The organism is Tropicibacter alexandrii (assembly GCF_003667315.2).
Taxonomy (GTDB): domain Bacteria; phylum Pseudomonadota; class Alphaproteobacteria; order Rhodobacterales; family Rhodobacteraceae; genus Tropicibacter; species Tropicibacter alexandrii.
The window spans coordinates 13,363-32,785 of the sequence record NZ_RCTZ02000025.1; the positions used below are offsets into that span (position 1 = coordinate 13,363).

A 19,423-nucleotide genomic window follows, 5' to 3' on the forward strand; every position below is an offset into this window, starting at 1 on the left:
TTACTTTTTCGGTTCTGCTTCACCAATTGTTGTTATTGACCGACTGAGTGCGCAGCAGGCATCCAACGCTCTCGCGGTTGCCATCAGCATTTGAGGAAGGACCATCCACTCCAAAGCCCAGGCTGTACCCGACCGTTCCTGTTCATGTATCAAAGCATGATGCATAGCCGAGACCTGCACCGCATTGAATCGTGCTAACGTCACCAAGAGCTCGGCGGAGATCGGATTGTTTTTGTGTGGCATGGCGGACGAAGTACCACCGCCTGAAATCGCGATCGCACTGATGCCTTGCTGCGCCATTAGGGCGATGTCCTGGCCAATCTTGCCGAGAGTGCCAGAAATCATTGAAAGCAGAGAGGCATATTCCACAATCCCGTCACGCATCGTGTGCCAGGCCTTATTAGTCGGCGCAAGATCGAGCTGGTTGGCGACATCGGCAACAACTTCATCCGCCTTGTTTCGGAGAGCTTTGCGGTCGCCGGAGGCCCCGCCAATCTGTACCCGCTCGATACGGGGACGGATTTGATCCAGCCGCACCCGATGCTCGGCCAAAGGCAGGCGCCAGGGTAGAACCCGATCACGTACGGTGATCAGCGTGGCGGCCTGCATTCTTGTGCGCCCCATTAACGGTTCATCCCCGAACCGCTCTTCTAGCTCCTTGAGGAGTTTCTCCAATTTAATCAATCTGTTGGTGATGAGAAATGAAGCCTCTCGCAGAACCAGGACTGTCGTGGTGTCGACCACATCTTGAGAAGTAGCGCCCATGTGGACGGCTTCTCCAGGTGCGATAGCCTTCAGCTGTTTGACCAGACTCGGCACCGGCAGACCATCCTGCGCAGTACCCTTGGTAAGATCGGTTAGATCGGGATTGGCAACTTCGATGGCTTGTGCAGCTGTCTCGGCCAGGGTTGCGTCAATCAGTCCTGCCCGACCACAGGCCCGCGACCATGCCGCCTCGAAGGCGAGCATGTGCTGAAGCTGCCGTTCCGGGGCGAGGATCGCTGCCATTGCGTCATCGCCGAACAGACCGGATAGCCACAGACTCTCAAACACTGAAGCGCTCATATCGAGCTCCTTATGGTGCGCCGAAAGGGGCGGGATGACCAACCTATTCGATACCTCATTTCCCGATCTGGTCAGATGTCGAGGAAGACCGTCTCGCCCTCGCCCTGCAGGCGTATGTCGAAGCGGTATTTGCCGTCACCGGTTTTCTTGGCGATCAAGGTATTCACCCGTGGACGCTGTTCGATTCGGTTCAGCAACGGGTCATTGGCGTTGTCCTCGTCTTCGAAATAGATCCGGGTATTGAGACCTATATTGATCCCACGTGCCACGACCCAAAGGGAAATATGAGGCGCGCTCTCAACACCACCGCGCCCCTTGTAGGAGCCAGGTTTGACTGTGCGCAGGGTAAACTCGCCGCTTTCGGCGTCGGCTGCAAAGCGGCAATGGCCTGTAAAGGCGGGATCGGCGCCTTTATCCCCCGGGAACACGCCCCCGGCATCGCATTGCCAGCTCTCAATCAACGCATCGCGCATTGCCCAGCCGGTGCCGTCAAATACGGAGCCAACGATCTCAACGATCTCACCCTTGGCTTTGCTTTCATCCAGAAAGGGCGTGGTGCCAATCTCTTCGTCATAGTAACCTGCGTTTCCCGCATAGGTAGGCATCAGGCCGATATGGACATAAGGGCCCGCCGTTTGCGAAGCGCTTTCGATCAGTGTTTCAAGTTTCTGAACCATTTCACATGCCCTCCATCTTGTTTTCAAACATGGTCTGACGGCGGCCGCGCAGAACAATGTCAAATTTATAGGCGAGAAAATCGAGTGGGCGCGATTTCGAGAAATCGAGTGGCGCGACCAACCGGTCGAGCTGGCTGCGATCCTTGATCGTCGCGGCGATCGGGCAGTGATTGATGAGCGGATCGCCTTCGAAATACATCTGCGAGATCAACCTTTGGGCGAAACTGTGGCCAAATATCGAAAAGTGGATGTGCATCGGACGCCAGTCATTGGCGCGGTTCGGCCAGGGGTAAGCCCCAGGACGTACGGTCAAGAATTCGTAATAGCCGTTTTCATCCGTGATGGTCCGACCGCAGCCGCCGAAATTCGGATCGAGCGGTGCGAAATAGGTGTCTTTCTTGTGCCGGTAGCGCCCACCCGCATTAGCCTGCCAGATCTCTATCAGCGCGTTCGGTATCGGGCGGCTCATCTCGTCCAGCAAGCGGCCATGCACCAGGATTCGTTCGCCCACGGCGGGAGCAGCACCCTTTGTCCAGTTCAAGATCAGGTTGTTGTCGAGCGCGCCGAGCTTCGTGTGGCCGAATCTCGGGCCAGTCTCTTCCGATGGGGTGCTCTCCATCGAGAGCAACGGCAAGAAGGGCGAGCGCGCGACGCTCGTTTTGTAGCCAGGGTCATAAGGCTCGGGGTGGATCGCGCGGTTGCGCGGAATCAGTGGTCCCTGATCAGTCATTAGATACTTTCCTCCATTTCCGCATAAGTCTGCTTGGCCAGCTTCAGCGCGTGGTTGGCTTTCGGCACGCCAGCATAGATCGCGACGTGTTGCAGCGCCTCGGCGACATCTGCTTTAGAGGCACCGGTATTAGCGGTAGCCCGGATATGCATTGGAATTTCCTCGAAATTTCCTGTCGCGGCCAGCAGTGCGAGGGTCAACATCGAGCGTTCGCGTCGGGTGATCCGCTCCGACGCCCAAACAGTTCCCCATGCGCTTTCGGTGATCAACGACTGAAACGGCAAGTCGAATTCGGTCTTGCCTGCCTCTGCCCGGTCCACATGAGCGTCTCCCAGCACCTCGCGGCGCACTTGCATGCCTTTGTCGAACGTCTCTGTCATGGGATGATCCTTTCCACGAAATTCATCAGGGTGTGGGCAAATACCTTTGGCTGCTCTACCGCAGGCAGATGGCCGGAGCGGTCGAACATGACAAAATCGGAGCGGGGCAGGGCGGCGGCGAGCTTTTCGACCACGTCCGGCGGCGTCGCCTGATCGTGATAGCCGCCGATCACCAGCGCGGGCTGGGTGATTTCGCCAAGGCGGCCGGTGATGTCGGTGCCAGCGATCGCCGCACAAGTGGCGATATAGCCTTCCGTATCTGTCCGGGTGAGCAGCGCCCTCCACAGATCGGTTTCAAGAGACGCAAGCATTTCGGGGCCGAACCACCGCTGTAAGATGCCGTCTGCCATTGCAGCCATGCCATTAGCACGTACACCCTCTATCCGACTCAGCCAGCTATCCGCATTTCCCAGCATTGGGGCGGTATTCGAAAGCACCAAGCCGATCACCCTATCTGGCGCCATGAGCGCGATGTGCTGCGCGATCAGCCCGCCGATGGAACAACCGACGATCACAGCCCGAGCGAGACCGATATGGTCCATCGCTGCCAGCACGTCCTCGGCCAGCTCTGGAATGCCATATCCCTGCGGCGCGGTACTGCTCAGCCCGTGACCGCGCTTGTCCATGCGCAAGTTAGACCAGCCCGCCGGCAGAAGCGCGACGACATCGTCCCACATCCGCAGATCTGTGCCGAGCGAATTGATGAAGACAAGCGCGACACCTTCGCCGCCAGTGGCGCGCAGATGCGTGGTGCCCCAATCGCGTTTCAATGCCTGCATAGTATCCTCCTGCCGATATTTTGGCATAACTTTTTCCTTTACAAAAATATGATCTTGTCCAAAAACTATAACCAAATGAATATACCCAATGGCCTGAAACTGCGCCATCTCGAAGCTTTCCTAACCGTTGCTCAAGCCGGAACAATCTCTGCTGCGGCGCGGCAACGGAACGTGTCGCAGCCAGCACTGTCAAAAACGATCTCGGAACTGGAGGGGCTACTTGGCGCGCATCTCTTCGAGCGTACGGGGCGGCGGGCCGTCTTAACCCCAGCAGGTGAGAATTTTCTTGCTCATGCCCGCGCCGCGCTGCAAAGCCTCGAGGCAGGGGTGCGCGACCTGTCGGGGCAGGCGACGGCGGGGCTGGTGAAAGTCGGGTTGCTGCCGACCGTGGCCGGTGGGTTCTTCCCCTCGGCCGCTCTTGCATTCTCGCAGGCGCGCCCGGATGCGCGGATCGGTATTATCACTGGCCCGAACCACTACCTGCTCGAACGACTACGCGGCGGCAAGATTGACCTTATGGTCGGGCGCATGCCACGGGCAGCCGACATGGCAGGCCTGTCTTTCGAGTATCTCTATGATGAGCCGATCTTGCTGGTGGCGCGCGCCGGACATCCAGCGCTGGATCTGCCGGTGACCGACGCGCTGCTACGCTATCCCCTCATCCTGCCCAACCCCGGTGCGATCATCCGTCAGAGCGTGGATCAGTACCTTGCCGCGATGGGGTTATCGGATCTCACACCGGTGTTCGAGACGGTGGCCCTGCCAGCGGCGCAGACGCTTCTCGAAGGTTCTGAAATGCTCTGGTTCATCTCGCGCGGCGTCGTGGCGCGGGAAATTGCGCGTGGCAGCCTTGCTGCGCTCGATTTAAGATCGGAATACATGGCCGGGGCGGTTGGCCTGACGCGCAAGTTCACGTTCGACGAAGACAGCCATGCCGATCTACTGGCGCGGCTGCTGCACCGGCGGGTTGAAGAGGATTTCACCTGTCGTTGATCCAGTCAGACGGCTTCTAGCGCAATAGCAATACCCTGTCCTACACCGATACACATAGTAGAGAGCGATTTCTCACCAGGCTTGAGGTCGAGCATCGCGGTGCCAGTAATTCGCGCACCCGACATGCCCAGCGGATGACCCAACGCGATTGCCCCGCCATTTGGGTTCACACGCACGTCATCATCAGCAATCCCAAGATTACGCAACGTGGCGAGGCCCTGCGAGGCGAAAGCTTCGTTAACCTCAATCACTGCGAACTCCTCTTGGCGCAGGCCAAGACGCGCCAGAAGCTTTCTCGAGGCCGGAGCCGGGCCGAAGCCCATGATGCGCGGCGCCACGCCGGCGGTCGCCCCGCCGAGCACTCTGGCGATCGGCTTAAGCCCATGCTTCTCGGCAGCTTCTTTCGTCGAAAGGACCAAAGCGGCAGACCCGTCATTCACGCCAGAGGCGTTGCCCGCTGTCACAGTACCATCGGCTTTCACGAAGGGCCGAAGCTTTTTCAGGCCTTCGTATGTAGTCGTGGAACGCGGATGCTCGTCGATGTCGATGACCAGAGGATCACCTTTGCGCTGCGGGATCGTAACCGGCACGATCTCCTGGGCCAAACGGCCATTGACTTGGGCTTTGGCCGCTTTCTGCTGCGAGCGCAAGGCGAAGGCATCCTGATCGGGGCGCGAGATGCCAAAATCTTCGGCCACATTCTCTGCCGTCTCGGGCATGCTGTCGACGCCATAATGTTCCTTCATCAGCTTGTTAACGAAACGCCAGCCGATAGTGGTGTCGTGGACCTCATTGGCCCGCGAGAAGGCGGAGGTGGCCTTGGGCATCACGAATGGCGCGCGCGACATGCTCTCCACCCCTCCGGCGACAATCAACTCGGCCTCGCCGGATTTGATCGCCCGAGCTGCAGTGATGACCGCATCCATACCCGAGCCGCAAAGTCGGTTCATCGTCGTACCCGGCACCGTCTCGGGATAGCCTGCGAGAAGCAGCGCCATGCGGGCGACATTGCGGTTGTCTTCGCCAGCCTGATTGGCGCAGCCGAAGATCACCTCGTCGATCGCGGCAAGGTCGAGACCCGGATTGCGCGCGGCAATGGCCCGAAGCGGAATCGCAGCAAGGTCGTCAGCGCGGACGGAGGAAAGCGCACCTCCAAAGCGGCCGATTGGTGTGCGGATGTAGTCGCATATGTATACGTCAGTCATGAGATTCCCTCGGGAACATTGAGTTCGGCAACTTCGCCATCAATGTGCAACGTCGCGCCAGTCACCGCCTGCAAGGCGTCCAGGGTGATGCCCGGCAGTTTTTCACGAAGCACGAATTTGCCGTCCTCGACGTCAATTACGGCCAGAGAGGTGTAGATGCGGGTAACGCACGCGACACCTGTCAGCGGGAAAGTACAGGCCTCGACCAGTTTCGGGCCGCCATCCTTGGTTACGTGGTCAGTCACAACCGCGACACGTTTTGCCCCATGCACAAGGTCCATTGCACCCCCAACGGCAGGCACGCCTTTGGTGCCTACGCGCCAGTTCGCCAGATCGCCGTTCTGGGCGACCTGATACGCGCCAAGAACGGCCAGATCGAGGTGCCCGCCGCGCACCATCGAAAAGCTGTCGGCATGATGGAAAAAGGATGCACCGGGCTTCAATGTAATCGCCTTTTTGCCTGCGTTGATTAGGTCCCAGTCTTCCTCGCCCTCTGAGGGGGCTTTTCCGAATCCCAGCACGCCGTTCTCGGTATGATAGGTTACATCGCGGCCATCAGGTTGGAACTTGGCGATCATTTCGGGAAATCCGATACCGAGGTTCACATAGGAACCATCTTCGATATCCTGAGCGGCACGCCAAGCGATCTGCGCGTTCGTCAGCTTGTCTTCCATTAAGTTGAAACCGGACATCAGTAGACCACCCCCCTACGCACGAGTACTTCTTCTTGTTGAGGCGTGGGAACCTCGACAATCTTGTCGACGAAGATTCCGGGGGTGACTACCGCCTCAGGATCGATTGAGCCGGGTGCGCGGAGGTTGGAGACCTGCGCAATCGTGCGATCGGCTGCCATCGCCATCAACGGATTGAAGTTCCGGCCAGCCAAACGATAAGTAAGGTTACCGGTCTCGTCACCATCATGACCTTTGATCAGGGCGAAGTCGGCCTTCAACCACAACTCTTGCACGTACATCTTGCCGTCGAACGTCTCTGTCGGCTTGCCTTCGGCAAGCTCGGTACCAAAAGACGTAGGCGTATAAAAAGCCGGAATGCCTGCTCCGCGCGCGCGAATGCGTTCGGCCAACGTACCCTGCGGGATCAACTCGAGCTCAATTTCGCCCGCCAGGTATTTTTCGTTGAATGCCTCGGCGTTGGAGCTGCGCGGGAAAGAGCAGATCATCTTCCTGACCATCCCCGCTTTGATCATCGCGGCGATTCCGATCGCGCCGTTTCCCGCGTTATTGTTGATAACTGTAAGATTCTTGGGGCTGCCGGTGGCGCGAAAGCGATCGATCAAAGCGTGGATCAGTTCGATCGGGGCTCCGGAGCCTCCAAAGCCACCGATCATAAGCTGTACGCCATCGGGGATATCCGAAACCGCGTCAGCGAGGCTGGGCGATGTTTTGTTCATCAGGATCCTCCTTAGATACCCTTCGAAATATCCCTAGATTACCGCCGTAGCGAGCAAAATGTTCATATATTGATATTTGTTCAAATTGTGAATATCAGCGTTCGCATGTTGAACAAGCCCACCGACTACATCGCCTCGCTTGCCAAGGGGCTGAAAGTGATCGAAGCCTTCGGACCCACATCCCCGCGTCTGTCGATATCCGAAGCTGCTGCCGCCAGCGGCTTGGATCGCGCGGCCACGCGACGCGTACTGTTGACGCTCCACCGCGAAGGTTACGCCGACTATGACGGTAAGTTTTTTACTCTTACCCCGCGCATCCTACGCCTTGGAGTGGCCGCACTTGCCTCCCTGCCACTCTCGCAGATTGTCCAACCTTGGCTTGACCAACTCTCAGAGCAAATTGGTCAAAGCTGTTCGGTAGCACTGCTCGATGAGACCGAGATCGTGTACATCGCTCGCGCGGCGCAGAAACGTGTGATGTCCATCGGGCTCATGCCTGGGTCACGCCTCCCCGCTCATTGCACCTCGATGGGAAGGGTTCTGTTGGCTGCGTTGCCTAGGGAAGAGGCTGACCTGCTTGTCAGACGCTCGGACCTTACCCCGCGGACCAAGTTCTCCATACTCGACCCAGTTCAGACCCTGTGCCGGATCGATGCTGCAAGAGAGGACGGATATGCGTTTGTGGACCAGGAAGTGGAAACGGGTTTACGGTCAATCGCTGTTCCGCTGAATGATCGCAAGGGTTTGACCGTCGCCGCTCTCAATATCGGTTTGTCGTCTGCCGGCCGGACACCGATGCAGACGATTGAAACATACTTGCCGCACTTGCTTGGCGTCCAATCGGCCCTCGGGCGGGTTCTCTGATTGACATTATTTAGAAGTCTAAGTTATCAGGGCCTCAAGCCGGGAGGATACCTTAGATGGAAAATCTGAAACTAGACGCGAAGCTCTCTCTTCAAGAACCAGCCCATCTCTACTACGGCGGCGCATGGGTGCCGCCACTAGAGGGAAAGTACGAAGACACTTTCAACCCAGGAACCGGTGAACGGATCGGGTCGGTTGCGACGGCAAGTCGCGCCGATGTGGATGCGGCGGTTGCGGCAGCGAAAGAAGGGTTCGAGGTATGGCGGGATGTTGTGCCGCTGGAACGTGCACGTATCCTGAAGGAAATCGCAAATCTCTTGCGAAAGCATGGCGATGAACTGGCGATGATGGACGCTGCAAACTGTGGCAACCCCTATACCGAAATGCGCGGCGACGCCGCGATCGCGGCAGCGCAGATGGAGTTTTTCGCTGGTCTCGTGACCGAGATGAAAGGCGATACGATCCCTATGGGACCAGAGCGCATCAACATGACCTTACGTCAGCCGATGGGCGTTGTTGCACGGATTCTTGCCTTTAATCACCCGTTCATGTTCTGCGGCGGCAAGATGGCAGCGCCTCTGGCCGCAGGCAATGCCGTCATCATCAAGCCGCCGGTTCAGGCTCCGCTGTCTTCGCTGCGGCTGGCGGAGCTTATCGATGGCCTGCTGCCGAAGGGTACTTTCAATGTTCTGCCGGGCGGCGTCGAGGCAGGAGCTGGGCTGGCCGAACATCCCGACGTCGCCAAAGTCACACTGATCGGCTCGGTACCTGCGGGCCGGGCGGTGATGCGCAGCGCGAGCGATACCGTCAAACCAGTGCTGTTGGAACTCGGCGGTAAGAACGCGCTGATCGCCTATCCGGACAGCGATCCTAAGAAGATCGCCGATGCGATCGTCGGCGGCATGAATTTCGGCTGGTGCGGGCAATCCTGCGGATCGACGAGCCGCGCCTTCTTGCATGCAGACATCCACGATGCGGTCATCTCACATCTCAAGGCGGCTGTCGAACGGTACAAGCCAGGCATTCCGACGGAGCCGGAGACCACGATGGGGGCGATCGTCAGCCGGACACAGTTCGACCGGATCATGGACTTCATCGAATCCGCCAAGAGCGAAGGCGCGCGCGCCGTAACCGGCGGCCATGCGGTGACCGAAGGTGCACTGGGACAGGGAAGCTTCATCGCGCCGACAATCTTTGCCGATGTCGAACCACAGATGCGAATTGCCCGTGAAGAGATATTCGGTCCCGTACTCGCCGTACGCAAATGGTCGGACGAAAACGCCATGCTGAAAGAGGTCAACTCCCTCGAACTGGGTTTGACTTGTGCAATCTGGACGCGCGACCTTGTGACCGCCCATCGCACAGCTTCGCGGGTCGAGGCTGGGTTCGTCTGGGTAAACGAAGTCGGTCGGCATTTCCTCGGAGCGCCGTTCGGCGGTGTCAAGCAATCCGGCATTGGGCGCGAAGAAGGGATCGGGGAACTCATTTCGTTCACGCACGAGAAGAACGTCCACATCAACCTGAATGGTCAGTAAGACCGCGTTTGGCCGGACGCCGCCGGAAATTGACAGTGCGCCAGTGGAGACGGTCACTGATAGAAACCCGTGGCGCCTACGCCGCGCCTACGCCCCAGTGTGGGCTAGCGAAGACCGGTCTTCGGGTTGAAGGGAGCATGCCTGCGGAGCGCAGGCTGAACGAGATTAATATGGATATGGAAGAACACATGACGGAAGAGAGACCATCACAGATAGAGCGCCCGGTTGGGTCTGCCGGCAACGGGGTCTGGGGCAGCGATATCTTTGCCGATATGCTGCGCGGTCTAGGGGTCAAATATGTAGCCCTCAACCCTGGGTCGAGCTTTCGGGGTCTGCATGACAGTTTGGTTAATCACCTCGGCAACGAGGATCCGCAGATGCTGCTCTGCCTTCATGAAGAACATGCGGTGGCGATTGCACATGGCTATGCCAAGGTCACGGGCGAGCCGTTAGCGGTGATTCTGCACAGCAATGTGGGGCTGATGCACGGCACCATGGCGATCTTCAATGCATGGTGTGACCGGGTACCGGTTCTGATCTACGGGGCCACAGGCCCGGTGGATGCGGCGCTGCGCAGGCCCTGGATCGACTGGCTGCATACCTGCCGCGACCAGGCCTCGATGATCCGCAACTATGTCAAATGGGACGACCAACCTGGCTCGATGGAGGCGGCATTGGAATCAATGTTGCGGGCGGATGTGATTGCGCGGAGCGAGCCGAAAGGTCCGACCTATGTAAACTTCGACGTGTCTATCCAGGAAAAGCAACACGAGAAGGCCCCGACGCTGCCTAATTTTGCACGTTACCAGCCACCTTTGCCGGCGGCCCCCTCAGCCGAGGGCGTAGCGCGTGCCGCAGATCTGTTGAAGAACGCCAAGGCCCCTGTGGTGCTGGCGGGGCGCGTGTCGCGCGATCCGGCGGATTGGGCGCGACGCGTCGCCCTTGTCGAAGCGCTTGGGGCAAAGGTCCTCACCGATATCCGGATCGGGGCCTCTTTCCCGACCGACCATGTGCAGCACCGCGGCAAGCCAGCCTTTTTCATCGACGATGCGGCGGGCGAGGTGTTGCGCGAGGCTGACGTGATCCTAAGCCTCGACTGGCTGGATGTCGCGGGCACGATCAAGCTGGCGGGCGAGGTTAAGGCGAAGGTTATCCAAGCCTCGCTCGACTACCAGTTGCACAATGGCTGGGGCATGGAACACCAAGGACTGCCTGCACTAGACCTTCACCTGGCCTGCTCACCGGATGTAGCGATGCACGCCATTGCCGATGCACTGGGCGTGGGTGCGGGCGATCTGCCAGAGACCCTGCCGGTCAAACCGGCGCTGGGAATGCCGGAGGCAGATGCGGCGCTCGATATCATGACGCTGGCAGGCGCGCTCGGAGAAGGGCTCGACGGTGTTTGTGCCAGTATCGTGCGCCTGCCACTGGGCTGGGCAGGCGAGGCCTGGCACTTCCGCCACCCGCTCGACTTCCTGGGCTCGGACGGCGGTGCCGGGATCGGGTCGGGTCCGGGAATGCTGATTGGTGCTGCGCTGGCACTGAAGGACAGCGACCGGCTGCCGGTCGCAGTCCTCGGCGATGGTGACTTCATGATGGCGGCATCTGCCTTCTGGACAGCGGCACATTACGGCACACCGTTCCTTGCTATCGTCTCGAACAACCGTTCGTTTTATAATGACGAGGTCCACCAGGAACGGGTCGCCGTAGCGCGCGGCCGCCCGGTGGAGAACAAGTGGATCGGCCAGCGCATCGGCGATCCCGACATCGACATCGCCGGCGTGGCGCGCGCGCAAGGCTGCGAGGGCATCGGTCCGGTCTTCACCGCTGGTGAGCTGGTGGAGGCGGTCAGGGAAGGTATCGAATTGGTCCGCGCGGGCAAAAGCGTGGTGATCGATGCGCGGGTGCAGCCGGGATACAACTCCAATATGGTCGCCGGCCTGACGCGGAGCGACTGACCTTGGCGCCGAAGATCTACATAGCACAGGACCCGGTGCTGGAAGACGTGCTCGATATCGCCGCGGAGAAACTGCTTGCCCTCGGTTGGACTGTCGTGCGCGGACCAGAGATCACCCCCGGCGTGCCGTTGCGCCTGTCGGCGGACCAGCGGCAGGCGTTGATCGAGGATGTGGACATAATCGTCGCAAGCTCCCGGTCGCGGCTGAGTGCGAAGGATCTCGATGCTTCGCCGCGCCTGCGTGCGTTAGTCTTTCCGACCATTGGCGTCGATGCGGTCGATCTCGAGGCCTGTGCCGCTCGCGGTTTGATCGTCGCTAACGGTGCCACGCCAGAAAACTTCCTGGCGATGTCAGAGGCGACGGTGATGCTGATGCTCGTGCTGCTCTACCGGCTGCACGAATCCGAGCGTATACTGCGCGAAAACGCGAGCCGTCCGCAGCAGATGTATGCGCGGATGCTGCGGGGGCGCACTATTGGGTTGATCGGATCGGGTCGCATCGGGGCCGGGGTAATCGAAAGGCTCCAGGCGTTCGACCCAGGGCAGATTTTGGTAAACGATCCGTTCCTCACGCCACAGAGCGCTCCGGACGGCGTAAGGCTGGTGGACCGTGATGAGTTGCTTGCCGCGTCTGATGTGATCAGCCTGCATGTGCCGCTCAACCCGCAGACTCGGAGCATGATTGCTGAGGCAGAACTGCGCGCGATGAAGACAAATGCGATCCTCATCAACACCTCTCGGGGCGGGCTGATTGACGAGGCTGCGCTCGTTCGGGTGATGGGGGAGGGGCACCTTGCCGGTGCCGGTCTCGATGTGACGGAAACCGAACCCCTTCCGGAGGACCATCCCTTGCGCAACCTCGACCGGGTGATCCTGACCCCACACATTCTCGGTCACACAGTCGATCTCTACACGGTCATGCCCGACGTGCTGGTCGAGAACGCCACGCGCATCATGAAAGGTGATCTGCCGAAATATGTCAGAAACCCCGATGTGGTGGAACGCTGGCGGCAAAAGCTGGGCGATCTGAGCTGACCTGACCCACCGTGCGAGCAGCGTGCACCGTCAAACTGGAGAGCCTGTGCTCCTTGCACCGATTGAACGGCCAAGTCGACTAGTGTTCGCATGGCGGTGTTACACAACGGCCCCCCGGTGTTGTGCGGCACAGGCGAGCCAAACGGGTCTCGACGCATGAGGGCCGAAAAACGGAAGGCACCCCACACACAATCCCGACACTGGGGCGAAAATACGCCGGATGAAGGCGCAAACTCAGGCCCAATGATAGGCACTTCAGGCTCCATGTCTTGACTTTACACCACGGTTCGGCACCTATATCTCGCGCACCACGCGAGTGTTTTTTCGCGGTAAAAGGTGTGTAGCAAAGCCACTGGAGTTTTGATAGCTATCAGGTCTGAGCGGGCGCGCTGTTTGGACAAAAACTATGTGTAGATGCAGGCGATGAGCGACGCAAAGAAAGATAAGCAATCAAGCCATGTACCTGTCCACCCCGACGAGCGCATGGCCCGGCTGGTACGACTGGCAGCCCGTGGATTCAACCGGGCGCTTCAACTTCGCCTGCAAACGGAAAATGTCACATTCGGTCAGTGGATCTTCCTGCGTATCCTCTGGCAGGAAGACGGGTTGTCGCAACGCGAACTGAGCGACCGGGCGCATCTCACCGAACCCACCGCCCACACTGCGCTCATTAAGATGGAAGAGCTGGGGTACATCGAAAGACGCAACGTCGATGGCAACAAGCGGCGCCAGCACGCTTTTCTGACGAAAAGGGGATGGGCGCTGCGGGACGTTCTCGAACCGCTGGCGCTTGAAGTGAACGATGCGGCAATGGCAGGCCTTTCCGTGAAAGCTCAGGACGACTTGCGAAACGCCCTTTCCGTGATGATCCGGAACCTCGAGAATGACGAACACGATGCGGCCGCGAGAGGGGTCCGTGTACCTCCGACCAAGGGCAACACAGCAAACTAAATCGCAAGCCACACGTGCCGAGTGTCAGGCGCGGGCCTTTAGGTGGCGGTTGTGGATAGATTTTTCGGCTCGGGACGGGATATGAGCCCTGCCGTCCCGGGGTTCCACCGGTTGACGATGTGTCATTGCAAAGCACCCACGCCGAATATTCAGCTTTAGGGTGTTCCGCGTCAGGAACTATGACCTGAGTGGCTTTCGCTGAACAATAGTCTCGACTTCAATCAGGGTTGACGGGTGTGAGTGGATAGACTAGTAGCATTAAAGATAGATATCTAATATTAGATGTCTACTGAAAACAGGGAGGAAGACATGAAATTTCCAATCAAAGCCGTTGCCGCATCGCTCGGGGTCGCGGTACTTTCGAGCGCTGCTTCCGCAGACAGCATCAATGTGACCCTTTCAGGCGGCAATCCCTCGGGGCTTTGGTCGCTTCTGGGCGCTGGTATCGACCGGGCCGTCAAGGCGGATGACCCGAACGGCGTGGTGACCTATCAGGCCACCGGCGGTGGCTTTGCGAACATCGGCCTTCTTGGCCGTGAACGGACCGACCTAGGACTAGCGCATGATGCCGAGATAAAATTGGCCCTCGCGGGAGACGATCCGTTCGACGCACCGATCGAGAACCTTCAGGCTGTCGGCTATATGTACAACTGGGCGCCAATGCATTTCTTCATCAAGAGATCCCTCGCCGAAGAATATGGCATTGATAGCATTGACGACCTTGCGACGTCTGGCGCAGCGATCCGTGTCGCGAATAACAACGCCGGGAACATTGTCGCCAACATCACGACTTTCATGCTTGAAGAGGCGGGCTATGACGAAGCCACGATTGAGGCAAATGGCGGCGTGCTTGTTCGCGGTGGTTCGGCACAGCAAGCGGATCTGATTACCGACGGCCGCACCGATATGGTTATCAACGGCATCTTCGTCGGGCATTCGTCGTTCCGCAAGGTCGATGAGGGCAATGACGTGGTGCTGCTCAGCGTTCCCGAAGACATCATCGCTGCGACCAACGAGCGTTTCGGAACCGGCACCTACACAATTCCAGCCAACAGCTACAAAAACCAGACCGAAGATGTCGTCACGCTCGCACTGGGTGCGATGGTGATCACTTCCGACGTACTGCCAGAAGAAACTGGCTACATGCTCGCCAAGAGTATCGCGACCAATATCGACGAGATCCGCGGCGTGCATAATGCGATGCAGGCGCTCACACCGGAATTGCTGACGTCGCAAACGACGTTGCCGTTCCATCCTGGTGCGGAGCGTGCCTACAGGGAACTGGGCTTGCTCGAATAAGGTCGACCCTAACGATCCGGCCGGTGCGCTGCCGCGGCACGCGCCGGCCTCCTCATCGACTGCGCGGTGCAATGCGCCCCGATGACTGAGTGAGATGTCACGTCACGTCATCGTGCGGCCTGTACCTCGCGGCCCGTTCTCATCTATGCCTGATACGGGGGCTACATGAATTTTCCTTCACTTACAGAAACCGGTCGTCGTAGAACTTTAGGCTCGCCGATGAGGACCATTGTCATGGTGCTGGCGGCGGCATTCGCGATTTGGGTAATCCACTCAAACCTCTTCATCATCTCCGATCCGCTCATTCAGGGCATTCTGTTTGTATCGGGCATTTTCACGATTCTCTTCCTTGCGATCGGCGCGACCTCGCGCGCGCCGGATAGCATTCCGATCTATGATTGGTTTCTCTCTGCGCTGAGCCTGGCCACAGGGGTGTACTTCTACGTGACCTCGGGAGCGATTGCGGACCGGATCAGTCTTCTCGACGAATTCACCACCGATCAGTTCTTCTTTGGCTCAGCCTTGTTGTTTCTGACCATCGAAGCGACGCGCCGGACCACCGGCCTGGGCCTGACCGGCGTTGTCGTCCTCTTCCTGATTTATAACCTGTTTGGCTACCTTCTGCCGCCGCCGTTCGGGCATCGCGTCAGCGAGTTTAGCTATCTCTTGGATATTCTAGTTTTCACCACCGATGGGCTCTTTGGTGTGCCGCTGCAGGTTGTTGCGAGCTATGTCTTTCTGTTCGTAATGTTCGGAACTTTCCTAGCAAAAGCGGGCGGTGGGGACTTCTTTTTCAACCTTGCAGCGCTTGTGACCGGCAATGCGCGCGGCGGCCCGGCCAAAATCGCGATCATTTCGTCGGGCCTCTACGGCACGATGTCCGGGAGCCCGACATCCGACGTTGTTGCGACTGGGTCGATCACGATACCGGTCATGAAGCGTCTCGGATACCGGGCGCGGTTCGCAGGGGCGGTAGAAGTTGCGGCGTCGACAGGTGGTAGCGCGATGCCTCCGATCATGGGATCGGCTGCCTTCATCATGGCCGAGTATTCCGGCATCTCTTATAACGCCATTGTGCTTGCCGCTCTGGTGCCGGCACTTCTTTACTACACTGGTGTCTTCGCTCAGGTTCACTTCCGGTCAGTCAAGCACAACCTGCGACCGTCCGCAGACGAAATTCCTTCAGCAAAGGAAACGTTTAAGACCGGATGGGTTTTCCTGCTACCGATCATCGGCATCATCGTCGCCCTTATCTTGGGGTATTCCCCGACCTTCACAGCCGGTGTCGGCGTTCTGGTAACCATCCTGGCCGCGATGATCCTGAAGGACACACGGCTGTCACTGTGGCAGTTGGTGGAAGGGCTGGGGGCAACTACGCTCCAAATCCTGCCGGTCGCAGGCGCTTGTGCCGCAGCTGGTCTTGTGATCGGCGGCCTGTCGATGACCGGCCTTGGAATGAAATCCGCGAACGTCATTTTGACTGTCAGCAACATGCAACCACTGCTGACTCTCGTTATCGCCGCGCTCGTCACGATTGTTCTCGGTCTCGGGATGCCAACGCCCAGTGCGTATATCCTGGCGGCCGTGCTAGTAGGTCCGGCGCTGGCGAAACTTGGTTTCCCGACGTTGCCCAGCCAGATGTTTCTGCTCTACTACGCGATTCTCTCGGCACTGACGCCACCGATTGCTGTGGCTGCAATCGCGGCCTCAGCGATTGCAGACGAAGACCCCTTCAAGATCGCGTTCTCTGCAGTCCGGCTAGCCATCGTCGGCTTCCTGCTGCCCTTCGCCTTCGTGTGGAACCCAGGTATTCTCCTAGAACTTGGCCCCCTGGCAAACACCTTGGCCGTCGTGGGTGCTTTTGCCGGAGCCCTCGCGGTCGCAGCCTCTCTGGAAGGCTTGGTCAAGACACAACTCACTGCAATCGAAAGGGGCGTACTTCCCATCGCTGCGATTGGCGCCGTAAGTCCATATTTGGCGGTATCCGCGATCTGTATTTTGGTGATTGTCGCAATGCTAATCCGGCAGATCGCTTTCACGACAGAAAGCGCCCACGTCGACAGAGCCTAGCTGTCGCGCCTCAGCAGGTTGCCCCAATTGAAGTGCAGTCTGGTCATCGAGGGATTCAACCCAGAGGCGGCATGTGGCCTGGGCCAATTTCTAAGGTTGGTCCGGGCCGGTCGGCCTATGACTCGGCCTATGACGCGGAAAACAGGCGGCTACTTCCGTAGGTGGGAACTGATCACTTCGCAACCGGCGCAAAGTACGTCGAGGTTCAGGAAATGAATGAAACACGGGGACCGGAAGAACTTGGGCCAAAACAGCTTAGTATCGGCACCGACGCGATCTCCGTGCTGTCGGTTACCATCAGAGCACCCCTTGTACAGGCCGCGGTCGTCGCGAAGGCGATCAACGATGCCGCTCCTGATCACCTAGATTGGAACCGATTTGACGCGCGCATGTCGCTACAGAATCAGACTGTCAATGACCAGATCATCTTTTCGGTGACCTTGCGTGGGGAAGAAGCATCCGTTTCGCTCCGAGACGGAATGGCCGCCTTGGCCCATGATCTCGAAGAGAGGCTGAGCTTCGCTTCGGTGACTGTAGGACAACAGGTGCCAGCCAACGGTACTGACCCGAAACCGCCAGCCGCGCCGCGCTATTGGAAAGCCTGGGTCGCCAGCATGCTGGGTGTCTATCCTCTGCTGATCCTTATCTACTACGCGCTGCAACCGCTCACGCAAAACCTTCCAGGTCCGGTGTCATTGTTTCTTGTTGCGCTGGTGCTCACCGGAGTGAACGGTGTCTACGTTGCGCCGTTTCTGGGCAAGAGATTGCGTCCATGGCTCACACGGTGAAGCGAGATAGTGCGCTTGCCGCGACTCATGCGCAGGCTGGCTGCCATGACACCTCAGTGACGGGCCCGGCAAGCCGCTGTCGGGGAGGTACAGAAGCACAATTGCGCGAAAGTATCTCGGTTAGGCGATCTCGTCAGCTTGGTCTAGTTCAGAACCCGCTATTTCGGACAACAAGTGAGGTCAGTTCCTACTACGCGGGCAAAAAAATTTGCAGGTTACGTTGACAGATAAAACTTAGAGAGCTAAGAATACTTGAGAGGTAGAGTACCACTCATCCACTAAAAGAGTCGGATGCCCTTGGAGGAGCCCAGATGCTTACACCCGAAGAGAATGAACTGCTTACACGCGTAACGGGGGATGCCCCGATGGCGCAACTTATGCGTCAACACTGGACGCCCGTATGCCTGATCGAAGAGGTTGAAGAGTCGGACGGCAAACCGCTTCGAGTCGAAGTTCTCGGCGAGAGCTATGTCGCGTTCCGGGATACCAAGGGTCGTCTGGGGATGCTGGATGAGCTTTGCCCGCACAGAAAGGCCTCTCTGGTCTATGGCCGAAACGAGGAATGTGGGCTGCGCTGCCTTTATCACGGCTGGAAGATGGACGTCGAAGGCAATGTCGTCGCCATGTCTTCGGAGCCGGAAGGCAGTCCATTGATGGACAAGGTCAAACATCGTTCCTACCCCGTGCGGGAGTGGGGCGGCTTCGTCTGGGCTTGGCTCGGCGAGAAAGATGACATGCCTGAGTTCCAACCGCCGGCCTTTGCCCCGACCGAGGACACCCCAGTTTCGATCCTGAAAATTCGCGTTCCTGCAAACTGGGCGCAGATCCACGAGGGTCAGATCGACAGCGCGCACTCGTCGTCGCTCCATTCGTCGAATATGGTTCCGGCACGGGTCGAGGGCGCCGCGGCGGACGACAAATCATGGTACCGCCCGTCGACCGACAAATCCCCACGTATGCAGACTGAAACCACGAGCTACGGTTTCCACTACGCGGCGATCCGAAAGCCAATCAAAAACGCTCAGACGCACAACTATCTTCGGATCACCGAATTTGTCGCGCCCTATTACTCGCTGATTCCGCCCAACAACAACTACCGAGTCGCAAGCGTCATCGTGCCGATCAATGACGATGAGACAGCATTTCACTTCATAGCCTTCGACGGACCTAACGTTCCCTCTACCGAAGAGTGGCGCAAATTTGCCCATGCCGTACCGGGTGTGGATGTCGACCACAAATGGCGCTCTCTCCGGACCTTAGAGAACGACTTCAAACAGGACCGCGAAAGGATGAAGGAAGGCCACTTTACAGGCGTGGACGGCATTCCGAACGAAGATATTGTGATGTGGGTTTCGATGGGCAGCCGCGTGCAGCGCCACACAGATATTCTTGGGGCTTCCGACCTGGCGATTGTCGAATTCCGTCGGCTGATGGCCGATGCAGCAAAGAAAGTCGCCGAAGGTGGTCAGGCGATCGGCACTGACTCGAAGATTCCGCAAAGGGTAATCGCCTCTCATGAGGGCGTGTATCCTAAAGACGTCGATTGGCGAACACTTGTGGACACGTCGAGCAAGACGGAAGCGGCGGAATAACCCGCCTACATGTTTCCTCCCTGAACCGTCCAGAGCCTCAAGGGGTTTTGGGCGGCTCTTTTTTCGTGGTGCCGTCGGACTTTCAAAGCTTG

At 58.5% G+C, this 19,423-nt stretch carries 18 protein-coding genes; 10 read left to right on the forward strand and 8 right to left on the reverse strand.

Features of this window, described 5'->3' with window-relative positions; translation table 11 throughout:
- From D8Z78_RS21235 to pcaD, 5 genes are all read right to left on the reverse strand, one after another.
- Entirely contained in the window at window positions 1-1,065 is a 1,065-nt protein-coding gene (locus tag D8Z78_RS21235; RefSeq protein ID WP_065818619.1) for a 3-carboxy-cis,cis-muconate cycloisomerase, read from the reverse strand.
- Window positions 1,066-1,136: 71 nt separating this feature from the next.
- Complete coding sequence (gene pcaG / locus D8Z78_RS21240) at window positions 1,137-1,742, reverse strand: protocatechuate 3,4-dioxygenase subunit alpha (RefSeq protein WP_065818609.1); 606 nt, start codon at window positions 1,740-1,742, stop codon at window positions 1,137-1,139.
- Window position 1,743: 1 nt separating this feature from the next.
- Window positions 1,744-2,472: a protocatechuate 3,4-dioxygenase subunit beta gene (gene pcaH, locus D8Z78_RS21245; RefSeq protein WP_121632684.1), complete on the reverse strand. Its 729-nt coding sequence runs from the start codon at window positions 2,470-2,472 to the stop codon at window positions 1,744-1,746.
- A complete protein-coding gene (gene pcaC / locus D8Z78_RS21250) occupies window positions 2,472-2,852 on the reverse strand; it encodes a 4-carboxymuconolactone decarboxylase (RefSeq protein WP_065818607.1) in 381 nt (126 codons plus the stop codon). Before pcaC ends, pcaH begins: the two co-directional genes overlap by 1 nt.
- Window positions 2,849-3,739: a 3-oxoadipate enol-lactonase gene (gene pcaD / locus D8Z78_RS21255; protein WP_210180111.1), complete on the reverse strand. Its 891-nt coding sequence runs from the start codon at window positions 3,737-3,739 to the stop codon at window positions 2,849-2,851. Before pcaD ends, pcaC begins: the two co-directional genes overlap by 4 nt.
- Here pcaD and D8Z78_RS21260 point away from each other — a divergent pair.
- Window positions 3,707-4,624 (forward strand): LysR substrate-binding domain-containing protein, encoded by a 918-nt coding sequence (locus tag D8Z78_RS21260; RefSeq protein WP_164933052.1) that lies wholly within the window; start codon window positions 3,707-3,709, stop codon window positions 4,622-4,624. The two genes, pcaD and D8Z78_RS21260, sit on opposite strands and share 33 nt — an antisense overlap.
- A 5-nt stretch (window positions 4,625-4,629) precedes the next feature.
- Here D8Z78_RS21260 and pcaF read toward each other — a convergent pair whose 3' ends face one another.
- From pcaF to D8Z78_RS21275, 3 genes are read right to left on the reverse strand one after another with little or no spacing between them, the layout of a single operon-like run.
- Window positions 4,630-5,829, reverse strand: a complete 1,200-nt coding sequence (gene pcaF / locus D8Z78_RS21265; protein WP_065818605.1) for a 3-oxoadipyl-CoA thiolase — start codon at window positions 5,827-5,829, stop codon at window positions 4,630-4,632.
- Window positions 5,826-6,503 (reverse strand): CoA transferase subunit B, encoded by a 678-nt coding sequence (locus tag D8Z78_RS21270; RefSeq protein ID WP_088941595.1) that lies wholly within the window; start codon window positions 6,501-6,503, stop codon window positions 5,826-5,828. Before D8Z78_RS21270 ends, pcaF begins: the two co-directional genes overlap by 4 nt.
- A 17-nt stretch (window positions 6,504-6,520) precedes the next feature.
- Window positions 6,521-7,240, reverse strand: coding sequence for a 3-oxoacid CoA-transferase subunit A (locus D8Z78_RS21275; protein ID WP_065818603.1), 720 nt, complete (start codon window positions 7,238-7,240; stop codon window positions 6,521-6,523).
- 105 nt (window positions 7,241-7,345) lie between these two features.
- Here D8Z78_RS21275 and D8Z78_RS21280 point away from each other — a divergent pair, with 105 nt between their 5' ends.
- The 9 genes from D8Z78_RS21280 to D8Z78_RS21320 all read left to right on the forward strand — a co-directional run bounded on the left by D8Z78_RS21280 (window position 7,346) and on the right by D8Z78_RS21320 (window position 19,331).
- Entirely contained in the window at window positions 7,346-8,104 is a 759-nt protein-coding gene (locus D8Z78_RS21280; protein ID WP_065818617.1) for an IclR family transcriptional regulator domain-containing protein, read from the forward strand.
- A gap of 56 nt (window positions 8,105-8,160) precedes the next feature.
- On the forward strand, window positions 8,161-9,639 hold the full coding sequence (locus tag D8Z78_RS21285; protein WP_065818602.1) for an aldehyde dehydrogenase family protein: 1,479 nt from the start codon (window positions 8,161-8,163) through the stop codon (window positions 9,637-9,639).
- Between the two features lie 170 nt (window positions 9,640-9,809).
- Window positions 9,810-11,597, forward strand: coding sequence for a thiamine pyrophosphate-binding protein (locus tag D8Z78_RS21290; RefSeq protein WP_240672215.1), 1,788 nt, complete (start codon window positions 9,810-9,812; stop codon window positions 11,595-11,597).
- A 2-nt stretch (window positions 11,598-11,599) separates the two neighbouring features.
- Complete coding sequence (locus tag D8Z78_RS21295; protein WP_065818601.1) at window positions 11,600-12,631, forward strand: 2-hydroxyacid dehydrogenase; 1,032 nt, start codon at window positions 11,600-11,602, stop codon at window positions 12,629-12,631.
- A 423-nt stretch (window positions 12,632-13,054) separates the two neighbouring features.
- On the forward strand, window positions 13,055-13,582 hold the full coding sequence (locus tag D8Z78_RS21300; protein WP_210180110.1) for a MarR family winged helix-turn-helix transcriptional regulator: 528 nt from the start codon (window positions 13,055-13,057) through the stop codon (window positions 13,580-13,582).
- A 309-nt stretch (window positions 13,583-13,891) separates the two neighbouring features.
- On the forward strand, window positions 13,892-14,881 hold the full coding sequence (locus D8Z78_RS21305; RefSeq protein WP_121632688.1) for a TAXI family TRAP transporter solute-binding subunit: 990 nt from the start codon (window positions 13,892-13,894) through the stop codon (window positions 14,879-14,881).
- A 165-nt stretch (window positions 14,882-15,046) separates the two neighbouring features.
- On the forward strand, window positions 15,047-16,951 hold the full coding sequence (locus tag D8Z78_RS21310) for a TRAP transporter permease (RefSeq protein ID WP_240672216.1): 1,905 nt from the start codon (window positions 15,047-15,049) through the stop codon (window positions 16,949-16,951).
- Window positions 16,952-17,112: 161 nt separating this feature from the next.
- On the forward strand, window positions 17,113-17,739 hold the full coding sequence (locus D8Z78_RS21315) for a putative antibiotic biosynthesis monooxygenase (RefSeq protein WP_100161600.1): 627 nt from the start codon (window positions 17,113-17,115) through the stop codon (window positions 17,737-17,739).
- Between the two features lie 311 nt (window positions 17,740-18,050).
- The gene (locus D8Z78_RS21320; RefSeq protein WP_040885915.1) at window positions 18,051-19,331 is read left to right on the forward strand and encodes a Rieske 2Fe-2S domain-containing protein; all 1,281 of its coding nucleotides are present in this window, start codon (window positions 18,051-18,053) and stop codon (window positions 19,329-19,331) included.
- Window positions 19,332-19,423 lie beyond the last annotated feature (92 nt).